The sequence below is a fragment of the Brevundimonas sp. Br13 genome, assembly GCF_055391505.1.
In genome coordinates this window covers 1,103,115-1,122,500 of record NZ_AP044008.1, presented here as the reverse complement: position 1 = coordinate 1,122,500, position 19,386 = coordinate 1,103,115, and the positions used below count along the sequence as shown (strand labels likewise).

At 68.2% G+C, this 19,386-nt stretch carries 17 protein-coding genes (1 of these 17 cut by a window edge); 9 read left to right on the top strand and 8 right to left on the bottom strand.

All coding sequences use genetic code 11. From position 1 onward, the window contains the following. A protein-coding gene (locus ACZ5M6_RS05540) for a methyl-accepting chemotaxis protein (RefSeq protein WP_333896989.1) crosses the window boundary here: on the bottom strand, positions 1 to 784 show its beginning. Its footprint begins 929 nt before the window's first position; only the first 784 of its 1,713 coding nucleotides appear in the window; the start codon lies at positions 782 to 784; its stop codon lies off the left edge, out of view. Positions 785 to 1,496: 712 nt separating this feature from the next. On the opposite strand from ACZ5M6_RS05540, the gene ACZ5M6_RS05535 reads away from it, so the two are divergent. Beyond that, the gene (locus ACZ5M6_RS05535; RefSeq protein ID WP_409615329.1) at positions 1,497 to 2,714 is read left to right on the top strand and encodes a sensor histidine kinase; all 1,218 of its coding nucleotides are present in this window, start codon (positions 1,497 to 1,499) and stop codon (positions 2,712 to 2,714) included. A gap of 39 nt (positions 2,715 to 2,753) precedes the next feature. On the opposite strand, the gene ACZ5M6_RS05530 is transcribed toward ACZ5M6_RS05535, so the two are convergent. Next, positions 2,754 to 4,568, bottom strand: a complete 1,815-nt coding sequence (locus ACZ5M6_RS05530) for a phosphocholine-specific phospholipase C (RefSeq protein ID WP_287396758.1) — start codon at positions 4,566 to 4,568, stop codon at positions 2,754 to 2,756. Positions 4,569 to 4,647: 79 nt separating this feature from the next. After that, positions 4,648 to 7,299 carry a TonB-dependent receptor gene (locus ACZ5M6_RS05525; RefSeq protein WP_152949578.1) on the bottom strand — a complete coding sequence of 884 codons (2,652 nt, stop codon included), beginning with the start codon at positions 7,297 to 7,299 and terminating at the stop codon, positions 4,648 to 4,650. A 145-nt stretch (positions 7,300 to 7,444) separates the two neighbouring features. Here ACZ5M6_RS05525 and ACZ5M6_RS05520 point away from each other — a divergent pair, with 145 nt between their 5' ends. Next, the gene (locus ACZ5M6_RS05520; protein ID WP_182715098.1) at positions 7,445 to 8,221 is read left to right on the top strand and encodes a DeoR/GlpR family DNA-binding transcription regulator; all 777 of its coding nucleotides are present in this window, start codon (positions 7,445 to 7,447) and stop codon (positions 8,219 to 8,221) included. Positions 8,222 to 8,235: 14 nt separating this feature from the next. On the opposite strand, the gene adhP is transcribed toward ACZ5M6_RS05520, so the two are convergent. The 3 genes from adhP to ACZ5M6_RS05505 all read right to left on the bottom strand — a co-directional run bounded on the left by adhP (position 8,236) and on the right by ACZ5M6_RS05505 (position 12,041). Next, on the bottom strand, positions 8,236 to 9,267 hold the full coding sequence (gene adhP, locus ACZ5M6_RS05515; RefSeq protein WP_333896988.1) for an alcohol dehydrogenase AdhP: 1,032 nt from the start codon (positions 9,265 to 9,267) through the stop codon (positions 8,236 to 8,238). Between the two features lie 141 nt (positions 9,268 to 9,408). Continuing rightward, positions 9,409 to 10,926: an acetaldehyde dehydrogenase ExaC gene (gene exaC, locus ACZ5M6_RS05510; RefSeq protein WP_287396753.1), complete on the bottom strand. Its 1,518-nt coding sequence runs from the start codon at positions 10,924 to 10,926 to the stop codon at positions 9,409 to 9,411. Positions 10,927 to 11,072: 146 nt separating this feature from the next. Next, entirely contained in the window at positions 11,073 to 12,041 is a 969-nt protein-coding gene (locus ACZ5M6_RS05505) for a GAF domain-containing protein (RefSeq protein WP_054764826.1), read from the bottom strand. Between the two features lie 174 nt (positions 12,042 to 12,215). Here ACZ5M6_RS05505 and ACZ5M6_RS05500 point away from each other — a divergent pair, with 174 nt between their 5' ends. From ACZ5M6_RS05500 to ACZ5M6_RS05490, 3 genes are read left to right on the top strand one after another with little or no spacing between them, the layout of a single operon-like run. After that, complete coding sequence (locus tag ACZ5M6_RS05500; protein ID WP_333896984.1) at positions 12,216 to 12,761, top strand: hemerythrin domain-containing protein; 546 nt, start codon at positions 12,216 to 12,218, stop codon at positions 12,759 to 12,761. A 4-nt stretch (positions 12,762 to 12,765) separates the two neighbouring features. Then, positions 12,766 to 12,996 carry a hypothetical protein gene (locus ACZ5M6_RS05495; RefSeq protein ID WP_191558210.1) on the top strand — a complete coding sequence of 77 codons (231 nt, stop codon included), beginning with the start codon at positions 12,766 to 12,768 and terminating at the stop codon, positions 12,994 to 12,996. Positions 12,997 to 12,998: 2 nt separating this feature from the next. Further along, positions 12,999 to 13,601, top strand: a complete 603-nt coding sequence (locus ACZ5M6_RS05490) for a cysteine hydrolase family protein (protein WP_054764823.1) — start codon at positions 12,999 to 13,001, stop codon at positions 13,599 to 13,601. Positions 13,602 to 13,637: 36 nt separating this feature from the next. Here the strand turns inward: ACZ5M6_RS05490 and ACZ5M6_RS05485 are convergent, their stop codons facing one another. Continuing rightward, positions 13,638 to 14,531: an SDR family oxidoreductase gene (locus tag ACZ5M6_RS05485; RefSeq protein ID WP_464159859.1), complete on the bottom strand. Its 894-nt coding sequence runs from the start codon at positions 14,529 to 14,531 to the stop codon at positions 13,638 to 13,640. Between the two features lie 218 nt (positions 14,532 to 14,749). On the opposite strand from ACZ5M6_RS05485, the gene ACZ5M6_RS05480 reads away from it, so the two are divergent. After that, on the top strand, positions 14,750 to 15,562 hold the full coding sequence (locus ACZ5M6_RS05480) for an alpha/beta fold hydrolase (RefSeq protein ID WP_287397838.1): 813 nt from the start codon (positions 14,750 to 14,752) through the stop codon (positions 15,560 to 15,562). Then, a complete protein-coding gene (locus ACZ5M6_RS05475; protein ID WP_464159858.1) occupies positions 15,563 to 17,470 on the top strand; it encodes a response regulator in 1,908 nt (635 codons plus the stop codon). Positions 17,471 to 17,474: 4 nt separating this feature from the next. Here ACZ5M6_RS05475 and ACZ5M6_RS05470 read toward each other — a convergent pair whose 3' ends face one another. Next, positions 17,475 to 18,089, bottom strand: a complete 615-nt coding sequence (locus ACZ5M6_RS05470; RefSeq protein ID WP_333896979.1) for a TetR/AcrR family transcriptional regulator — start codon at positions 18,087 to 18,089, stop codon at positions 17,475 to 17,477. A 59-nt stretch (positions 18,090 to 18,148) separates the two neighbouring features. On the opposite strand from ACZ5M6_RS05470, the gene ACZ5M6_RS05465 reads away from it, so the two are divergent. Both ACZ5M6_RS05465 and ACZ5M6_RS05460 read left to right on the top strand, forming a co-directional pair. Then, on the top strand, positions 18,149 to 18,934 hold the full coding sequence (locus ACZ5M6_RS05465) for a Coq4 family protein (RefSeq protein ID WP_311734615.1): 786 nt from the start codon (positions 18,149 to 18,151) through the stop codon (positions 18,932 to 18,934). Next, positions 18,934 to 19,386 carry a DUF2147 domain-containing protein gene (locus ACZ5M6_RS05460; RefSeq protein ID WP_464159857.1) on the top strand — a complete coding sequence of 151 codons (453 nt, stop codon included), beginning with the start codon at positions 18,934 to 18,936 and terminating at the stop codon, positions 19,384 to 19,386. The genes ACZ5M6_RS05465 and ACZ5M6_RS05460 overlap by 1 nt, the downstream gene beginning before the upstream one ends.

Here is a 19,386-nt window from a genome sequence, read left to right as displayed (position 1 = left end):
CGTCGGACACCACGCCGCGCAGCCGTTCGATCATGGTGTTCAGATTGCCCAGCATGTCGCCGATCTCATCGCGGGTGGTGACGGCGACCGTCCTGGTCAGATCCCCCTCGGCCACGGCGCGGACCGCCTCATTGGCGCGATGCAGACCCCGCTTGATGATGAAGGACACCAGGGTGCAGCCGCCCAGGGCCACCAGAACCGCCGCCACGGCGGTGATGATCAGGCCGGTTCGGGCGTTTTCGAAGACGGTTGTGGTGGCCGCCTCGGCCTCCTTCATCTTCTCCCTGTCGATTTCAACGATGCGGTGGGTGGACTTCTCCAGTTCGGCCGCCAAGGTCCGGGCCTCGTTCAGCATCAGGGCGCCGGCGCCGGCCTTGTCGTTCGCCAGGGCCAGACGATGAACCTCGTTGCTGATCAGCTTGTACTGGGCCCAGGTGTCGGCCAGCTTGGTCCAGTCGCCCTTGGCCTCGGGCGAGGCGGCGGCGAGGGCCTGGTTCAGCTGATCTTCAAGGCGTCCTGCAGCCTGTTTCGCCTCTTCCGAAAAGGTCCGGACCTGTGCGGGGTCGGTCGCCAGCACCATGCCGCGTTCGCGCCGCACCACGCCGCCGAACTCGGCGTCCACACTCTGGGCGCGGCTCAGCTGCGCCGCCGGCCCCTCGATCAGTTCGGTGATGGATTGGTTTAACGTCCCCAGTCGGCTGATCGACAGGGCGACGATGCCGACGAGGGCCAGGATCAACAGGCCGAAGGTTACGGCCAGCTTGGCCTTTATGGTGAAACGCATGATCTCTCTCCGCAATGGCCGGTTAGGGGTGGGCGAGGGACGCGACCGGCCATGGGGCGTCCTGAAAATTGAAGAAGGGGCGAAGTGCGGTCAGGTCAGACCTCGCCGGGGGCGCGCAACGCCCCCTCTTGGTCGAAATAGTAACAGTCATCTCAGTCCCCTTCCGCAGCCTTAGCCACACAACCAGAAGCATCATTAGCTTGCATGGTTAAACCGGCTTCAACCCTGGGTTAGGGGGTTGTACTTAGCGCAGCAACTATACTTAAAACCGCGCAAAGAGGCTGGGCCGCGCCCTGATCGTGCAAGGCTAACCATGCAGCCCTGAGTGTTCGCCATAGACCCAGGCGGCGTAGGAACGGCCTTCGGCGGCGCCGACCGCCTCGCTCCTAGAGCCTGATCCGTTGAGGAGGAACCGCTTCGCGGTTCCGCTGAAACGGTGAATCAGGCTCCAGATTAAAGCGAGAGCATGATTCACGCTTCTGTCGGAACCGCGAAGCGGTTCCGTCCGAAACGATCATGCTCTTGCCGAGCGAAAGATGCCGTCGGACCAAAGACCGCAAACGTCAATAAGTCTGCGTCTGATTCTCATCAGTAATCCGATCATCGACCAAGGTCGTAATCCATTGCACAGAGACGCAAGGCATCTATTCTCAATGGTGACCAGGACTCGACCATCGAGAAGCGGGCCGGCGTCGAAGGAGGAGGAAAGCTGTTGGAAGATTCGCTGGCGAGCAGCGTCTTTGTCGGCGCGCCGATGGCGATCGTGGCCGTCGATCGGACCGGCCGTGTCCGCAACCATAATCCGGCGGCTCAACAGCTGTTCGGCGCCGTTTTGGACGATCCGTCCCTGAGCATCGACGCCCTGTTTGAAGGCTTTAATCTGGACGACGTCGCCACCCCCGAGGCGGCCCAGGCCTTCAATGGCCGCCGCGATCCGTCGGGCCAGGCCCCCATCTGGCAAGCGCGTCGCGCCGACGGCGAAGACGCCTTCGTCGAGATCCAGGCCACCCGCTTCACCCACAAGACCTGCGACTGCGCCACCCTGTTCATTCAGGACGTGTCCGCCCGGGTCGCCGCCGAGACCGCCGTCCAGGATCTGCGGCTTCAGATCATGTACAATTGGCGGCTGAACTCGCTGGGCGAAGTGGCCTCGATGGCGGCCCATGATCTGAGCCAACCCCTGTCCGCCGCCGCGAACTTTCTGGAGGCGGCCCGGCGGATGGCTGAGGCCCGGCCGGAGGCTGCGGACGACCTCCCTCAGGCGCTGATCGCCGCCAAGGGCCAGATCGACCGGGCGACAGCCATCATTCGCCGCCTGCGCCAGATGATGCGTCACGAATCCGGTCCTCGGGTTCGGGAAAATGTGTCGGAGGTGGTCAAGGAAATCCTGCCGATCCTCAGGATGCACGCAGGGGGGACGAGGGCGGACATACAGGTGCGGCTGGACCCGGCGGATACGGCCTGGTGCGACCGCGTGCAGATTCAGCAGGTCCTGATCAATCTGATCCGCAATGCGCTCGACGCCCCGGAGAACGGCAAGCGCCGCCGCATTGAGATTGCGGGCGGCCTGATCGACGGCGGCTACCAGCTGTCGGTCGCCGACAACGGCCCCGGCGTCGCCCCTGACATGGCCGGCAAATTGTTCGAGCCCCTGGCCAGCAGCAAGCCCGGCGGCATGGGCCTGGGTTTGTCGATCTGCCGCACCCTGGTGGAGGCCCACGGCGGAACCCTGGCCCTGACGCCCAGCCCCTTGGGTGGGGCGGCCTTCGCCTTCAACCTGGCCGACGAGACCTTGACCGAAGCGCCCCGCCCCGCCGAATCGAACCGGAGCGATGACTTGCTCCTGCTGGCGCGCGCCTCCAGCGGCGGGGCTGCGGTGGTCAGCCGGGCGCCGATCGGCCCGGGCGCCGTGTTTTCACGCCTGAATTAGAACCGCCCGAAACGGCAAGCGGCTCGCCTCGGTTGCGCCTCAGCCGACGAAATGGGCGTGGAAGCCAGCCGGTCCCAACACCCACAGGTCGTAGCGTCCGCCGTCGGCCGACAGGTCCCAGGCGCCCGTCAACCGTCCGCCCGCCCCCACCGTGTAGCGCCGGGGCAGCCGATCCAGGTGCAACCGGTCATAGACATGGAAGACCGCGGCCAGATCCCCCTGCGACACGAAGGTGAGTTCCGCGCGCGCCGCCGCCGCATCGACGTCGCAATGGGCCTGAAGCCGATAGCGATGCGGGCGCATGGGCCTCTGGCCCGGCTCCTGCACCGGGCGCGCCGGCCGGACCGGAGCGGTCGGCGACGGCTGTTCGGGAATGGCGGCCGCCCGCGCCCGGACCTCTGCGGTCTCGGGCAGGTGATCGACGAAAGGCGTCTGGTTCGGCGTGGCGAAGTCGAAGGCGGTCGTCAGGTCGCTGCACACCGCCCGTCGCCAGGGCGAGATGTTGGGCTCCATCACCCCGAAGCGACGCTCCAGGAACCGGATCACCGAGGTGTGGTCGGCCACCTCCGAATGGACGAAACCGCCGCGCGACCAGGGCGACAGCACATACATGGGCACCCGCGGCCCCAGGCCGTAGGGCCGCCCCCGGAACTGGGCCTCGTCCCCGTCGGCGCCGGGCGCCGGCAGGCGGTGGTATTCCCCCTCGGTCGAGACGGTGGAGGCGCCGGCGAAACCGCCGGGCGCATCGGCGTCGGGCGACGGCGGGGCGGGCGGCGGGACGTGGTCGAAGAAGCCGTCGTTCTCATCGAAGTTGATGAACAGCACCGTCCGCGCCCAGACGGCCGGATCGGCGGTCAGGGCGTCGATGACGCGAGACATATAGTCCGCCCCCTGGGCCGGGCTGGACGGGCCGGGGTGTTCGGACCCCTCGGCCGTGCCGATGATCCACGACACCTGCGGCAGGCGGCCGGCCAGGACGTCGGCCTTCAGCTGATCCAGGTCGCGGGTGGACAGGGCCCGTTCCTTCAGCGCCGGGTCCGAACCCGGCTCGCCACGCCAGGCGCGGCGATAGGCCATGAAGTTCTGGACCGGGTTGTCGCCGAAATTGTCGGCCAGATTCTGATAGTGGCGCCAGTCGATCCCCGCCGCCTGAAGCCGCTCGGCATAGGTGGTCCAGTCATAGCGGGGCTGGTCGGCGTCGGGCTTGTTCAGATCGTCGTCGACATTGTCGATGACCGGGCCGCCGGCGCGGCCGTGCGGGTCGTTCGTCCCGCTGAACAGGAACAGGCGGTTGGTGTTGGTCCCCGTCTGGACCGAGCAGTGATAGGCGTCGCACAGGGTGAAGGCCTCAGCCATGGCGTATTGGAACGGGATGTCCTCGCGCCGATAATAGCCCAGGGCGCGCTGGGTCTTGGCCTCGGGCCAATGGGCCATACGCCCCTGGTCCCAGGCCGCCTGGGCGTCGGGCCAGTGGTGGGGCGTCCCCTCCATCCGCATCAGGTCGAAGTCGGCGGTCGTCGCCAGGTGGAAGGGACCGACCTCGGCGGCGGGCTGGACCGTGCGGTCCACCTGAGTCCAGACGTCGCGCGGGGCGCCGTCGGGGCCGGACGCGACGGGAATGGGATGGGGATCGCCGAAGCCCCGCACCCCGGCCAGGGCGCCGAAATAGTGGTCGAAGCTGCGGTTCTCCTGCATCAGGATCACCACATGGGCCACGTCCTCGATCGTGCCCTTGCGGACGTCGGCCGGAATGGACAGGGCCCTCGCCAATGAGGCCGGAAGCCCCGCCGCCAAGGCCGCGCCCAGGCCGCCGGCGAGGCCGCCCGCCAGAAGAGATCGCCGATCGACAGACATCAGATGTTTCCGAACAAGGCCCGCGCCGATCTTATGACCGGCGCGGGCGACAGGTTTGCGACGGTGAGGACCAAGCCCCTCAGTGACGCCAGGTCAGACCCAGACCCAGCATGCGCGGCGCGGTCTGATAGCCGATGGTGTAGCGTTCCGACTTGCCGCGCGTGGCCCAGTAGCCGGCCTCGCCCGTCAGGTTCTCGCCATAGGCGCTGAGCACCAGCTGGTCGGTCAGTTGCAGACGCGCGCCGAAGTCCAGCGTTGCCTGGGGCTGGATGTATTCATCCAGCGCATTGGCGCGCAGGGTGGCGATGTAGCGGCCGCGATAGCTGTAGCCCAGGTCGGCGTCGAACCGGTCGCGCTTGTAGCTCAGGCCGACGTTGCCCAGGACCTTGGGCGCATTCGGCAGGCCCACCTCGACGCCTTCGCGCCAGGCGATGCCGGGATCGGCCTTGCTGGGCTGGTAGGTGTAGTTGGCCCAGGCTGAGAAGCCGGCGATCAGGTCGCGGCGCCCTGCAAGCTCGACGCCCCAGATGGTGGCGTCCTTGCCGTTGGCCGAGGTGGTGATCGGCACGCCGTCGGCGCCGACCATCACCTGCGAGCCCGCCGACTGATAGATGAAGTTGTCGATCTCCTTGCGGAACAGGCCGACCGACAGGAAGCCTTGTTCGCCGGCGTACTGGACGCCCAGATCGAAGTTCAGGGCCTCGGCCGGCTTCAGATCGGGGTTGCCCTTGGCGATGGAGACGATCCGCGGGCCGTTGGACTCGATGTTGATCCCCTTGGAGATGTCCGTGAAGTTGGGACGGGCGAAGGAGGTCCAGACGGCGGCGCGCACGGTCCAGTCCGCGTTCGGACGCCAGTCGACGTGCAGGCTGGGCAGGACCTGGGTGTAGCTGGCCTCGGTCGTGCCGGTGGCGCCGCCGAACTCGCGCGTGACCACGCCGGTGACGGCGTCCTCGGTCGTGACCAGAGCCTCGTTGTGGATGTCGGTCCGCTCCACCCGCGCCCCGGCCGTGGCCGACCAGGCGCCCCGTTCCAGCACCGCCATGGCGTAGCCGCTGTAGCTGGTCTCGCGGCCCGAGGAGTCGTTCAGGTTCCAGGGGTATTCGTCGTCCGTCACGCGCGGCGCGGCTTGCAGCACGGCCAGGACGCGGTTCATCTCCAGGATCGTGCCGAAGCGCGTCAGGCCGCGATAGTGGTCGTCGTCGAAATGATCGATCGAGCCCGCGATCAGGTCGCTGTGGTCCGACAGGGGCGAGCCGCCGGCCAGACCCGGAATGTCGCGCGTGCCGCTGTCGACGTCCTGCTGCTGATCATAATCCCGTTGCGACCGGCGGAAGCGGAAGCCGCCCTTGACGGTCTTCAGCACGCCCTTGTCTTCCGGAGACCAGGCCAGATTGACGGCGGCGTAGGCCTGAGAGTCTTCGGAGATCCGGCGATACAGTTCGGCGTAGTCGAACTTCAGATTGGCCGGGTTCAGCATGGCCGAGGACTGGGCCTCGCTCATCACCCAGGTCGGGTGTTTGCTGTCCGAAGCGTCGAAGCCGATCGGGGTGCTGTAGATCGGCAGGCTGCCGTCCGTGACATATTCCATATACCACTGGTTCGGCGTCTCGGTCCGGCCGTAGGTATAGGCGATGTCGTAGTCCAGCTCGAAGGCGCTGCGGACGTGGCGGCCGCCCAGGTTCAGCACGCCCAAGCGGTTGTCCTCCTGCTTCACCTCGGCGCCCATCAGGGACGAGAAGCTGTTGATGGCGCCCTTGTCGTCCTGACCGGTCTTGACGTCGATATAGTCGTGCAGCTGATCGTTCTTCCACTGGGAGTACAGGCCGCGCAGGTGAAGTTCGTCATTCGACGTCGGGCGGTACTCCAGGGTGAAGTTGCCGCCGGTGCGGTCGATGTCGTTCACGAACCGGTCCAGGCCGTGCGAGACCAGCCGCAGGGGGGTGTCTTCCGACAGGACGGTGTCGCTATCCGGCAGGAGGCCGTTCGGACGCCAGCTGGTGTTGTAGCTGATGTTCTCGTTGCGCTCGCCCGTAATGGTCCGTTCGGTATGGAAGACCACGCCGTAAAGGCCCAGGGTCCGGTCGGAATCGAGGAAGGTCGAGAAGGCGCCGGTCAGGTCGGTCGCCGTCTTGTCCGCGATGTTTTCCCGGCTGGCGCGGACCGAAAGGCTGGCCATGCCGTCGCCGAAGTCGAAGGGGCTGGGCAGGCGGAAGTCGATGGTGCCGCCGACCGCGTCGCCGTCCAGATCCGGGGTCACGCTCTTGACCACCCGCACCGTGTCCAGGCCGTCGGGCGGCAGCAGGTCCAGGGCCACGGCGCGGTTGTCGCGGCCCGAGGTCGCCAGGCGCACGCCGTTCATCGTGTAGACGTTCAGGGCGCTGTCCAGGCCGCGAATGCTGACGTAGCGGGCGTCGCCCGTGCCGCGGTCGTTGACGGTGCTGACGCCCGGCAGACGCTTCAGCGCCGCCGCCACGCTGGTGGACGGGATGGTCAGCAGCTCATCGGCGGAGATGACTTCCGAAACGATGTCGGCCTGGCGCTGCTCCGCCTCGGCGCGGCGGGTGGCGCTGCGCGAACCGGTCACGATGATGTCGGCGAGGTTGGCGGCGTCCGCCGTCCCGCCTTGGGCCGGCGCGGTTTGAGCCAAGGCGGCGGCGGGCAGGATCGCTGCGAGCGCTGCGCCGCACAGCAGGGCGCGCGCGCAAAAGCGCGTGTTTGAAAGAACCATGATGACATCCCCTGACGTTTGGACGGCGCTGAGCCGTCTTCGAACGATCTACGCCGGGCCTGTGACATCGATGTGAACTATTGTGGCATTTTGTGTTTTTGTGTGGATTTTGACGAAGGCAGGCGCCACATGTCACACGAGTTGCATGACCCAAGGCACGGCGTTGAATCAGTCCGCACGGCTCGAAGCCCTATTGTCCGCCCTGGCTGATCAGGGCGCCTGTTCGATCGCCGATCTGGCGACGGCCTTTGATGTGTCCGAGGAGACGATCCGCCGCGACATCCGACGGCTGGAGCAGGAAGGGGCGGTGCGAAAGGTGCACGGCGGCGTCCGCCTGCCTGATCGCCGCGCCGAGGCGCCGTGGCGGCAGAGACTGAACATCAACGCCGAGGCCAAGAAGCGGATCGCGGCCCGCGCGGCCGAGTTGGTCGAACCAGGCATGACCCTGCTGCTGGATTCCAGCACCACCGTCTTCTGGCTGGCGCGCCGGATCGCCTCCGTGCGCGATCTGACGGTCGTGACCAACAGTCTGGAGACGGCGGGAGAGCTGGCGGCCCTGTCGGACGCCCGGATCTTCCTGGCGGGCGGGGCGGTCAACCCCGCCTATCGGGCCAGTTTCGATGCGGACGCCGCCGCCTACGCCAACCGGTTCGTGCCGGACCTGGCCTTCTTCTCCATCGTCGCCATCGACGCCGCGCACGGCTTTCTCGATCACGAGCCGGAAGAGGCGGCCTATGCCCGGGCGGTGCTGCCCAATGCGCGCAAGGCGGTCTGTCTGACGGACGCCTCCAAATTCGGGGCGGCGGGCCGCGCCCAGGCGGCGGACTGGTCCCAGGTGGCCATGATCATCACGGACCAGCCGCCCCCCGCCGCCGTCGCGGCTGCGGCGCGCGACGGCGGGGTCGAGGTGCGGATCGCCTGATCCGCACCGGCCGATCAGTCGATCGACATGACGATCCGGCCCTCGATCTGGCCCCTGTGCATCCGGGCGAAGATGTCGTTGATATTGTCCAGGGGCTCCACGGCGATGGTGGACTTGACCTTGCCCTGGGCGGCGAAGTCCAGCGCCTCCTGAAGGTCCAGCCGGGTGCCGACGATAGAGCCGCGCACCGTGGTGCCGTTCAGCACCATGTCGAATATCGACAGGGGGAAGTCGCCGGGCGGCAGGCCGTTCAGGGCGACCGTCGCCCCGCGCGCCGTCATGCCCAGGGCCTGTTCGAACGCCTTGGGCGAGACGGCGGTGACCAGCACCCCCTGGGCGCCGCCGTCGGTCTGACGCTTGATCTCGGCGGCGGGGTCGTTGGAGGTCTTGGCGTTGACCGTCACCGAGGCGCCCAGACGCCGCGCCAGGTCCAGCTTGGCGTCGTCGATGTCGACGGCCGCGACGTTCATCCCCATGGCCTTGGCGTATTGCACCGCCAGATGGCCCAGGCCGCCGACGCCCGAGATCACCACCCAGTCGCCGGGCTTGGTCTCCGTGACCTTCAGCCCCTTATAGACGGTGACGCCGGCGCACAGGATCGGCGCGATCTCTTCAAAGCCGATGTTATCGGGCAGATGGCCGACGAAGTTCGGGTCCGCCACCACATATTCGGCGAATCCGCCGTTCACCGAATAGCCGGTGTTCTGCTGCTCGTGGCACAGGGTCTCCCACCCGCCGAGGCAGTGTTTGCAATGGCCGCAGGCGGAATAGAGCCAGGGCACCCCGACGCGGTCGCCCTCCTTGACGTGTTTCACGCCGGCGCCGACGCCCGAGACGTAGCCGACGCCTTCGTGGCCCGGAATGAAGGGCGGATTGGGCTTGACCGGCCAGTCGCCCTCGGCGGCGTGCAGATCGGTGTGGCAGACGCCGCTGGCGACGACCTTCACCTGGATCATGCCGGGTCCGGGGGTGGGGATCGGCGCATCCTCGATCACCAGGGGCTTGCCGAATTCGCGCACGACGGCGGCCTTCATGGTTTTGGCCATGGTTCATCCTCGATCAGAAGGGGGAACGGGCGGACCGGAAGCAGGACACCGGCCCGCCCGCCTGGGAGCCGCTCTCCGGACAGACGGATCAGAGAGCGATCGGAGGATGGCCGATCCGGAGCCGGCCATCCTTGATGCAGATCAGAAGAAGCCCAGCTTGTTCGGGCTGTAGCTGACCAGAAGGTTCTTGGTCTGCTGATAGTGATCCAGCATCATCCGGTGGTTTTCACGGCCGATGCCCGACTTCTTGTAGCCGCCGAAGGCCGCGTGGGCCGGATACTGGTGATAGCAGTTGGTCCAGACCCGCCCGGCCTGGATGGCGCGGCCGGCGCGATAGGCCGTGTTCATGTCGCGCGACCACACCCCGGCGCCCAGGCCGTATTCGGTGTCGTTGGCGATCTCCATCGCCTCTTCGAAGGTCTTGAAGGTGGTCACGGCCAGGACGGGACCGAAGATCTCCTCCTGGAAGATCCGCATGTCGTTCGTGCCTTTGAACACCGTCGGCTTGACGTAATAGCCGCCGGCCAGATCGTCCTGAAGCTGGGCCTGGTCGCCCCCGGTCAGGACCTGGGCGCCCTCTTCGCGGCCGATCTTCAGATAGCTCAGGATCTTCTTCAGCTGCTGGTCCGAGGCCTGGGCGCCGATCATGGTCGCGGGGTCCAGCGGGTCGCCCTGGACGATGGCCTCGACCCGGGCGATGGCCTTCTCGATGAAGGCCTCATAGATGTCTTCTTGGATCAGGGCGCGGCTGGGGCAGGTGCAGACCTCGCCCTGGTTCAGGGCGAACATCGCAAAGCCTTCCAGCGCCTTGTCCAGGAAGGCGTCGTCGGCGTCCATCACGTCCTTGAAGAAGATGTTCGGCGACTTGCCGCCCAGCTCCAGCGTCACCGGAATGATGTTCCGGGTCGCATATTCCATGATCTTCTGGCCGACGGCGGTCGAGCCGGTGAAGGCGATCTTGGCGATGCGCGGATTGGTGGCCAGCGGTTCGCCCACCTCGGCGCCCGTGCCGGAGACGATGTTCAGCACGCCGGCGGGCAAGAGATCCTGGATCAGTTCGATGACGACCAGGATGGAGGCCGGGGTCTGTTCCGCCGGCTTCATGACGATGCAGTTGCCCGCCGCCAGGGCCGGCGCGATCTTCCAGGCGGCCATCAGGATCGGGAAGTTCCACGGGATGATCTGACCGACCACGCCCAGCGGTTCATGGAAGTGATAGGCGACCGTATCGTGGTCCAGTTCCGAGATCCCGCCTTCCTGGGCGCGGATGCAGCCGGCGAAATAGCGGAAGTGGTCGATCGCCAGCGGAATGTCGGCGGCCAGAGTCTCGCGCACCGGCTTGCCGTTGTCCCAGGTTTCGGCCTCGGCCACGGCCTGGAGGTTGGCTTCGATCCGGTCGGCGATCTTGTTCAGGATCACGGCGCGTTCGGCGACGCTGGTCTTGCCCCAGGCGTCCTTCGCCGCGTGGGCGGCGTCCAGGGCCAGCTCGACGTCGGCCGCGTCCGAGCGTGCGACCTCGCACAGGACGCGGCCGTTCACCGGGGAGGTGTTCTCGAAATACCGGCCGTTGACGGGGGCGACCCAGCGGCCGCCGATGAAGTTGTCATAGCGCGTCTTGAACTTGGGCGTCGCGGCGCGGGCGAATTCGGGCTTGGTCACGAGTGCGTCTCCTTGCGGTTTCCTCGGGCGCCGATTGTCCGGCGTCGTTTGAGGCAAACTCGGTCCGCAAGGCCCGCCGCGCCAGAAGCCCGGTTCATGATGCGGCGCAAACCTGTCGCAGATTTGCGACAGATTACAGGAGGCTGTTACTGGGCGTCGTTCAGACCCAGCCGGTGCAGCTTGCGGTGCAGGGTGGCGCGGCTGATGCCCAACAGGCGGGCGGCGGCCGAGACATTGCCTCCGCTGCGCGCCAGGGCCCGGCGCACCGCGCCCCGTTCCGCCTCCAACAGGTCCGCCTCGGCCGCGCCGGGCGTCAGAAGGTCCGAGGCCGGCAGCTGGGCGGCGATCCGTTCGTCGGTGATCGACAGGGACAGGCGCGCCGCCCGCGTCGCCCCGATCACCAGATCGTCGCGATCCACGGCCAGCAGGGCCGCCGCATTCCGTTCGCCCGCGCTTCCGGCCAGGACGATGCGGGCGTCGCAGAAGGTCTGACGGAAGGCCTGGGCCTCGATCGACCGGGCGGCGTCGGCCACGGCGGCCGAGATCAGACCCAGTATGGCCTCGGTCGCATCCGCCCGGCAGGACGAGACGTCCAGCGCCCCCGCCAGCCGGCCGAAGGGGTCGTGGATCGGATGGGTGACGCAGCTCAGGCCGGTGTTGCGGGCGTGGAAATGCTGGTCGCGGTGGATGGTGACGGGGCGGTGTTCGGCCAGGGCCGTGCCGATGCCGTTGGTGCCCTCATGCGCCTCGGACCAGACCGCGCCCGGCCACAGGCCCCAGCGATGAAAGGTCTCGTCGTCCGCCGCCGCTCCGCGCCGCTCCACCGGCACCCCCTCGGCATTGGTCAGCAGGACGCAGCAGCCGACCCCGCCGACCGCCAGAAACAGCCGGTCCAGCACCCCCTCGGCCGCGCGGGTCATCGGCTCCATCGCCTGACGGGCGTCCTGCAGCGCCTGTTCAGAGATCGTCTCCACAGCCCCGGCCCGCACCGGATCAAGGCCGTAGAGGGTGATGGACCGACGCCAGGAGGCCGCCAGGGCGGAGCGCGCGCCGGCGCCCTCGTCCAGCGCCTGCTGGATCAGGCTGGCGTGATCGGTCTGGGACCGCAGGCTCATGGACGACCTCCGAAAGATCGACAGTCCCCGGATCAGACGCCTGCAAAGCCTCCGCGTCAATCCGACCTTGGTCCCCCTCCCCCGCCTCGTCGCCCGGTCAGCCCAGGTTGGAAAGACGACATTGGGAACCGCCTGCTGATCCCCGGCCTTGTCTCCGCATCGCAGGAGACCCGAATGTCCATCATCGACAAGGCCTTGGCCGCCGTAACCCCCCAACCCGGCCAAGAGGCCCGCGCCGAAGCCACGGCCCAGGCGCGCGCGGCCGCCGCGCCCGGCGACTGGCTGTCGCTGGTTCTGGACCATCACGACGAAATCCGCGGCGCCTTCGCCCGCGGACGCCGGGTGAAATCGGCGGCCGACCGCCAGGCGGCCCTCAAGGCCCTGGCCCTGGTGCTGAACGGCCATTCGATCGCCGAGGAGCTGGTCCTGTACCCGGCCCTGGGACAGGCCGGCGAGAAGATGCACGCCGCCCACGCCTATCTGGAACAGACCACCGCCAAGGCGCAGATGGCCGAGCTGGAGAACATCGCCCCTTCCGACACCGCCTGGCTGGACAAGTGGGAGCATATCGAAGGCGCCGTCCTGACCCATATGTATGAGGAGGAGAAGGGCTGGTTCATCACCCTGAAGCAGAAGGGCGAGCACCAGACGCGGCTGACCGACCGCTATTGCGAGGAATATGAACGCTACACCGGCGCCCCGGCGCGTCAGGCGGCCTGAGCCGATGAGCGACCGCGACCACAGCCGCGAATCGGCCGCCTCGGGTCTGGCCCAGGGCGGGCTGGGCGGGCCGGAGGATCAGCTGCTGGAGGCCGGACAGGAGGAGGTCTTCGCCCGCGAAGAGGTCGAGACGGGGCGGATCGAACACCACTCCAACACCCAGACCCCGCCCGACGCCGAGGAGATCGAACCCTCCTCTCCGAACGCCGGAAGCGGCGCGGCAGGCGCGGCCTGACCATGGCCGAGGGTCTGCGCGAGGCCGTGCCGGAGAATGCGGTGCATCTGTGCATCGACATGCAGCGGATGTTCGTCGAGGAGACGGCGTGGCGACTGGACTGGGCCGAGCGGGTCATGCCCCAGATCGTGCGCCTGTGCGAACGCCGGCCCGAACGGACGGCCTTCACCCGCTTCATCCCCGCCGCCCGACCGGGAGAAGGGCGGGGGGCCTGGCGCCGCTACTGGACGCGCTGGGCCTCCATGACCCTGGAGCGAATCGACCCCGGCCTGGTCGATCTGGCCCTGCCGCTTCAGCGGTTCGTCCCGCCCGGCCGGCTGATCGACAAACACGTCTATTCGCCCTGGGTCGGCTCGGACCTGGACGCGGTCCTGAGCCGCAGCGGGGTGGATACGCTGATCGTCACCGGGGGCGAGACCGACGTCTGCGTTCTGGCGACCGTCCTGGCGGCGGTCGATCTGGGCTATCGGGTCGTGATCGCCCAGGACGCGGTCTGCAGCTCGGCCGACGGGCCCCATGACGATCTCCTGCGCCTCTATCACGACCGCTTCTCGCAGCAGATCGAGACGGCGACGGTCGACGAGATCCTGGACGGCTGGCGCTGACAGGCGGACCGGTCAGGGACCGGTCCGCCCTCTTCGTCAGGCGATGCCCGCCCCGCCCGTGACGCCATAGACCTCGCCGGTGACGTAGCTGGCCTCCTGGGACGCCAGAAGCACATAGACGGGCGCGATCTCGACCGGCTGGCCGGGCCGGCCGTAGGCGCTCTGTTCGCCGAAGTGGACCACCTTCTCCATCGGCTGGCCGCCCGAGGGCTGAAGCACGGTCCAGAAGGGGCCGGGCGCCACGGCGTTGACGCGGATTCCCTTCTCCAGCAGCTGTTTGGACAGGGCCTTGGTGTAGGCGACGATCCCCGCCTTGGTCGTCGCATAATCCAGCAATATGGCCGAGGGCTCATAGGCCTGGATCGAGGCGGTGGTGATCACCGCCGCCCCGGCCGGCAGATGCGGGACCGCCGCCTGGACGATCCAGTGCAGGGCGTAGAGATTGGTCTTCATCGTCCGGTCGAAATCCTCGGTCGAGACCTCGCCGACGGTCTCGCGGTACTGCTGACGCCCGGCGTTGACCACCAGAATGTCCAGCCCGCCCAGACCCTGGACCGCCTGGGACACCAGATCGCGGCACCAGGCCTCATCGGTCACGTCGCCGGGCAGGCGGACGACCTTGCGCCCCTCGGCCTCGATCAGCTGCGCCACCTCGGCGGCGTCCTTCTCTTCGGACGGCAGATAGGACAGGGCGACGTCCGCCCCTTCGCGGGCGTAGGCGATGGCGGCGGCGCGGCCGATGCCGGAATCGCCGCCGGTGATCAGGGCCCTGCGTCCGGCCAGACGGCCCGAGCCCTTGTAGCTGGTCTCCCCATGGTCCGGCTTGGGGTCCATCTCCACCGCCAGGCCCGGCGCCGGCTGGGGCTGCTCGGGGAAGGGCGGGCGGGGGTATTGGTCGCGGGGGTCCTGCATCGTCAAACGATCGGCCATGACGTCTCCTCTCGGCTGGGTCGCGTGAACAACACGAGGCTCCCGCGCCCGTTCCGATCAAAAGCCGTCACAGAGCCCAGCGCGGACAACTGACGAAGCCCGCGTAACGCCGATCTGTGGTTGCGAAACGCAAGAAGCGGATTTTTTAAGGTTTTTTCGAAATAACTGCTCAGGTCGGCCTGACAGCCGTCGCAAATGAAAGTTGAGCGGACGACGCCATGACGATTCTGAGCCGCAACAACGTCGCCGTCACGGGTCACACGGGTCCAGTCCTTCTGTTCTCGCACGGCTTCGGCTGCGACCAGGGCATGTGGAGATCGGTCGCCGATCGGTTCGACGGCGTGGCCCGCATCGTCCTGTTTGACCATGTCGGCGCCGGCGCCTCGGACAGCGCCTGTTTCGATCCTGAGCGCCACGCCGATCTGGGCGGCTACGCCGACGACCTGATCGAGGTGATCGAGGCGGTCGGCCTGGGTCCGGTCGTCTTCATCGGCCATTCGGTGGGCGCCAGCATCGGCGTCATCGCCGCCGTCCGACGACCCGACCTGTTCCAGTCCCTGGCCCTGGTGTGCGGTTCGCCCCGCTACACGGACGCCGAAGGCTACCGCGGCGGTTTCACCCCAGCCGACATCGCCGACCTCCTGGCTTTGATGGACAAGAACATCGCCGAATGGACCACGGCGGTCGCGCCTGCGATCCTCGGGTCTTCAGCCACGCAGGGTCAGGCCGACTGGAGCGCGAGCGTGTGCCGGGTCGATCCCGCCATCGCCCGCCATTTCGCCCGCACAACCTTCCACGCCGACGACCGCGACGCCTTTGCAGCCGTGACCCTCCCCACCCTGTTGCTGGACAGCCGCGACGACGCCTTAGCGCCGACCTTCGTGGGGGACTGGATGGAGCGCCACATCCCCCAGGCGCGCCGGGTCGTCCTGCCGACGGAGGGCCACTGTCCCCATATGACCGAACCCGATCTGGTCGAGGCGGCCCTGCGTCGCCATCTGGACCTGCCGCCGCTGGACCTGGCGGCCTAGATGCAAAGTCCGTCCGTCCTGCTGGATCTGTTGAGCCAGGCGCCGGGCGGCCTGGGCCTGGTCGATCCCCATGGTCGGTTGCTGTGGCTGAACGACTATCTGGCCGACCTGCTGGACCTGCCCGCCGGAGACCAGGCCGAGGATCGCCGTCTGGTCGATCATCTGACCCCCGCCAGCCGGATCATGGTTCAGACGCGGCTTCGTCAGGAGCTGGCGATGGGCGGGCGGCTGGAGGAGCTGGCCCTGGACGTGCTCGCCTCTAACGGCGATCGGATTCCGGTCATGGTCAGCGCCGCCCAGACCCAGGGGACCGAAGGGCCGCTGATTCAACTGTGCGTCTCGCGCGCGCCCGTTCGTCGCGCCTATGAGGCGGCGGCGCCCCTGGCCGAAAAGCGCGCCGAGGCGGAACGCCAATCCGCCCGCGACGTCATCTCCGCCTTCGTGCGCCATTGCCCTGTGCCCTTGATCATGACGGATGCCGACCTGGTGGCGACCGGCGTCAGCCAGGCCTGGGAAAAGACCTACGGCCGACCGGCGCAGGACATGGTCGGACAGAGGGTGGACTCGCCGGCCAGGGCGCGCCCGGCCCAGATCGATTGGCCCAAGGTCTACGCCCGCGCCCTCGCCGGAGAGGCGATGAGCAGCGAGGGGCCCGTCCGCTCGGCCCTTGTCGACATGTGGTTCGAATGGGCGGTCATACCCTGGCGCGACGCCGAAGGGGCGATCGGCGGCCTGCTGCTGATGAATTTCGACGTCTCCGCCCTGGTCCGCGCGCGCGACGCCGCCGCCGCCGCCGACGCGGCCAAGTCGCGCTTCCTGGCCAATCTGAGCCATGAACTGCGCACGCCGCTGAACAGCGTCCTGGCGCCGCTGGAACTGCTGCGCGGACACGCCCTGCCCGAGGCGGCCCACAAGGCGCTGGAGACCGTGGCCCAGGCCGGGGCCGAGGTGACGCGCCGCATCACCACCCTGCTGGACTTCTCGCAGCTGGAAGGCGGAGGCTTCACGCCCCAGTCGTCGCCCCTGTCGGTGCGGACCCTGTGCGACGAGGTGCTGACGGAATGCGCCGACCTGATCGGCGACCGGCCGATCGTCCTGAACGGCCCGGACGCGGGCGCCGACGTCCAGGTTTCGGCCGACGGCGACGCCCTGAAGCGCATCCTGATCCAGCTGGTCGCCAATGGGGTGAAGTTCACCGAGACCGGCGCAGTTTCTCTGGATGTCCAATACGAAGACGACGCCCTGGTCTTCACCGTCGCCGACACCGGCTGCGGTTTCGACATCGACAGTTTCGACGCCCTCGTCCGCCCCTTCCATCAGCGCGACGTCACTGCGACACGGAAACACGGCGGCATGGGTCTGGGCCTGGCTCTGGCCGACGGCCTGGCCCGCGCCGTTGGCGGCGAACTGACCGCCCAGAGCACGATCGGCGTCGGCAGCCGCGTGACCTTGCGCGCGCCGGCGGTTCTGCTGTCGACGCCCGGGGGCAGGTCCGCCGCGACCGATGCGGAGCCCGCCGCCCTCCGCATCTTGGCCGTGGACGACAATCCCGCCAATCTGGCGGTGCTGAACGCGGTTCTGGCCGCTACGGGCGCGGAAGTCACCTGCGCCGAGAACGGGCTGGAAGCGGTCGAACTGAGCCGGACAATGGATTTCGACCTGGTGCTGATGGACGTTCAGATGCCGGTGATGGACGGTCTGACGGCGATGCGGATCATCCGGGCCGAACACCCCTGTCCGCCCCCGATGATCGTCGTCAGCGCCAACGTCTCGCGCCCCGAGGTCGCCGAGGCGCGGGCGGCCGGCGCCGTTGAGGTGCTGGGCAAGCCCGTCGGCGCCGCCGTGCTGTTGCAGACCGTCGGCGCCGTGCTTCAGGCGGCGGCGGAACAGGCGTCGAAAGCCGCCTGAACGGCTACTGTCCCCGCTCGGCCTTCAGCAGGAAATAGGGCAGCAGGCCGGCGACCACCTGGCGGCTGGCGTCCTCGTCCTGATCCAGCATGTCGCGCAGCGGCGGGCCGATCAGGGCCTCGCCGAAGGCGCTGAGGGCGATGAACAGAACCGCCGAGGACAGCTGTTTGGGCGAGGCGGTCAGGGGATCGCCCAGCTTGTCGCGGATGGCCTCGACCAGACCGTTCACAGCCGCCCGGACCGGCTCCAGATGGGTCAGGTCGCCCTTCAGCACGATCCAGGCGGCCAGCTTGCCCGCCCCGCCTTCCGCAAAGGCGTCGAAGACGGCGTTGATCAGCTCCAGCGGCGCCCCTTCGTCGGTGCGCAGCCTGGCGATGGCGGCGTCCAGGGCGTTCGACAGATCCGCCACCATCGACCCCATCAGGGCCGACTGAAGCCCCTCGGCCGAGCCGAAATGGTGGATCAGATTGGCGTGGGTCATGCCCAGGTCGTCGGCGACGGCCTTCAGGGTGACGGAGTCCGGCCCCCCGGCCAGCAAGCGCGCACGGGCGCAAGCCAGGACCTCCAGGCGGGCTTCTTCAGGGGTGCGACGACGGCGACGGACGCGCTCTATTGACATTGTTGTTAGTTACATCCATGTAGATAGCACTGGTTAAGCTCAGCGCCCGGAGAGAGCAAGTGACGGCTGAACTGATGATGGACGACGCCCTGGTCGATGCGCGGCCCCGCGCTGACGGCATGGGGCGCCCCCGGCGGATCGAGATCGGCCGGGCTTTTCGCGCCCTGCGCCGCCTGATCGCGAACAAGGAAGACACCACCCAGGTGTTCGAGATCATGAACGCCCTGGCTGGGAACTCGGTGCGGCGCGGCTATATGCGGATGCTGGAGACGCCCGAGGGCGCGCGCCAGGCCTTCAAGATGGTCGAGCTGGCGGACCGGCTGCACGACCGGCCCTGGCTGGAATCCATGCCCGCCGGATCGGTGGGCCGCGCCTATCTGGACTTCATCGACGAGCGCAATCTGTCGGCCTACGGCCTGGCGAACGAGAGCCGCAAGGTGGCCGACAGCGAAATAGAGGCGGCCCATCCCTACGCCTGGTACGCCCGGCGCCTGCGCGACATCCATGACCTGTGGCACATCCTGGCCGGCTATCGCACGGACGCCCTGGGCGAGGCCTGCGTGGTCGCCCTGTCCCTGCCTCAGACGGGCAGCAAGGGTTTCGGCCTGATCGCCATCGGCGCCGCCGTCGAAATGACCAAGGCCCGCACCGGCTATCCCTGCGCCCCCGCCGTCTTCGAGGCGTGGCGCCGGGGGCGGAAGGCGGCCTGGCTGCCGGCCCTGGACTATGAGGCCCTGATGTCTGAGCCGCTGGATCAGGCGCGCGCGCGACTGGGCCTGGGAGGGCCGACCCTCTACGACCGCATCCCGGTCGAGGTCCGCAACCGCCTGCTGGTCCGGGGCTGATGCGTCGCCCGACCTGGCCCGCCGCCCTGACCCTGGCCGGCGGGGTCCTGACCGGAGTGGTGATGGCCGCCGCCCCGGCCTCGGCCCAGGACAATCCGCTGCTTGGGCGGTGGCGCACCGCCGCCCAGGGCGGGGTGGTCGAAATCAACCGCTGCGGCGCCGCCCTGTGCGGCCGAGTGGTGGACGCCGCCCCCCTGCGTCGGAACCCCGATCAGACCGATGTGCGCAACCGCGACCCGGACTTGCGGAGCCGGCCGCTCAGGGGGCTGCGCGTTCTGGACGGTTTCACCGGCGGCCCCACGACCTGGTCCGGCGGCCCCCTCTATGACCCGGACAGCGGCCAGCGCGCCTCTCGCGGAACCCTGACCCTGATGGAAGGCGGCCGACTGGCGGTGCGCGGCTGTATCGCCCCCCTTCTGTGCCGCACCCAGACCTGGACCCGGCTGCGTTAG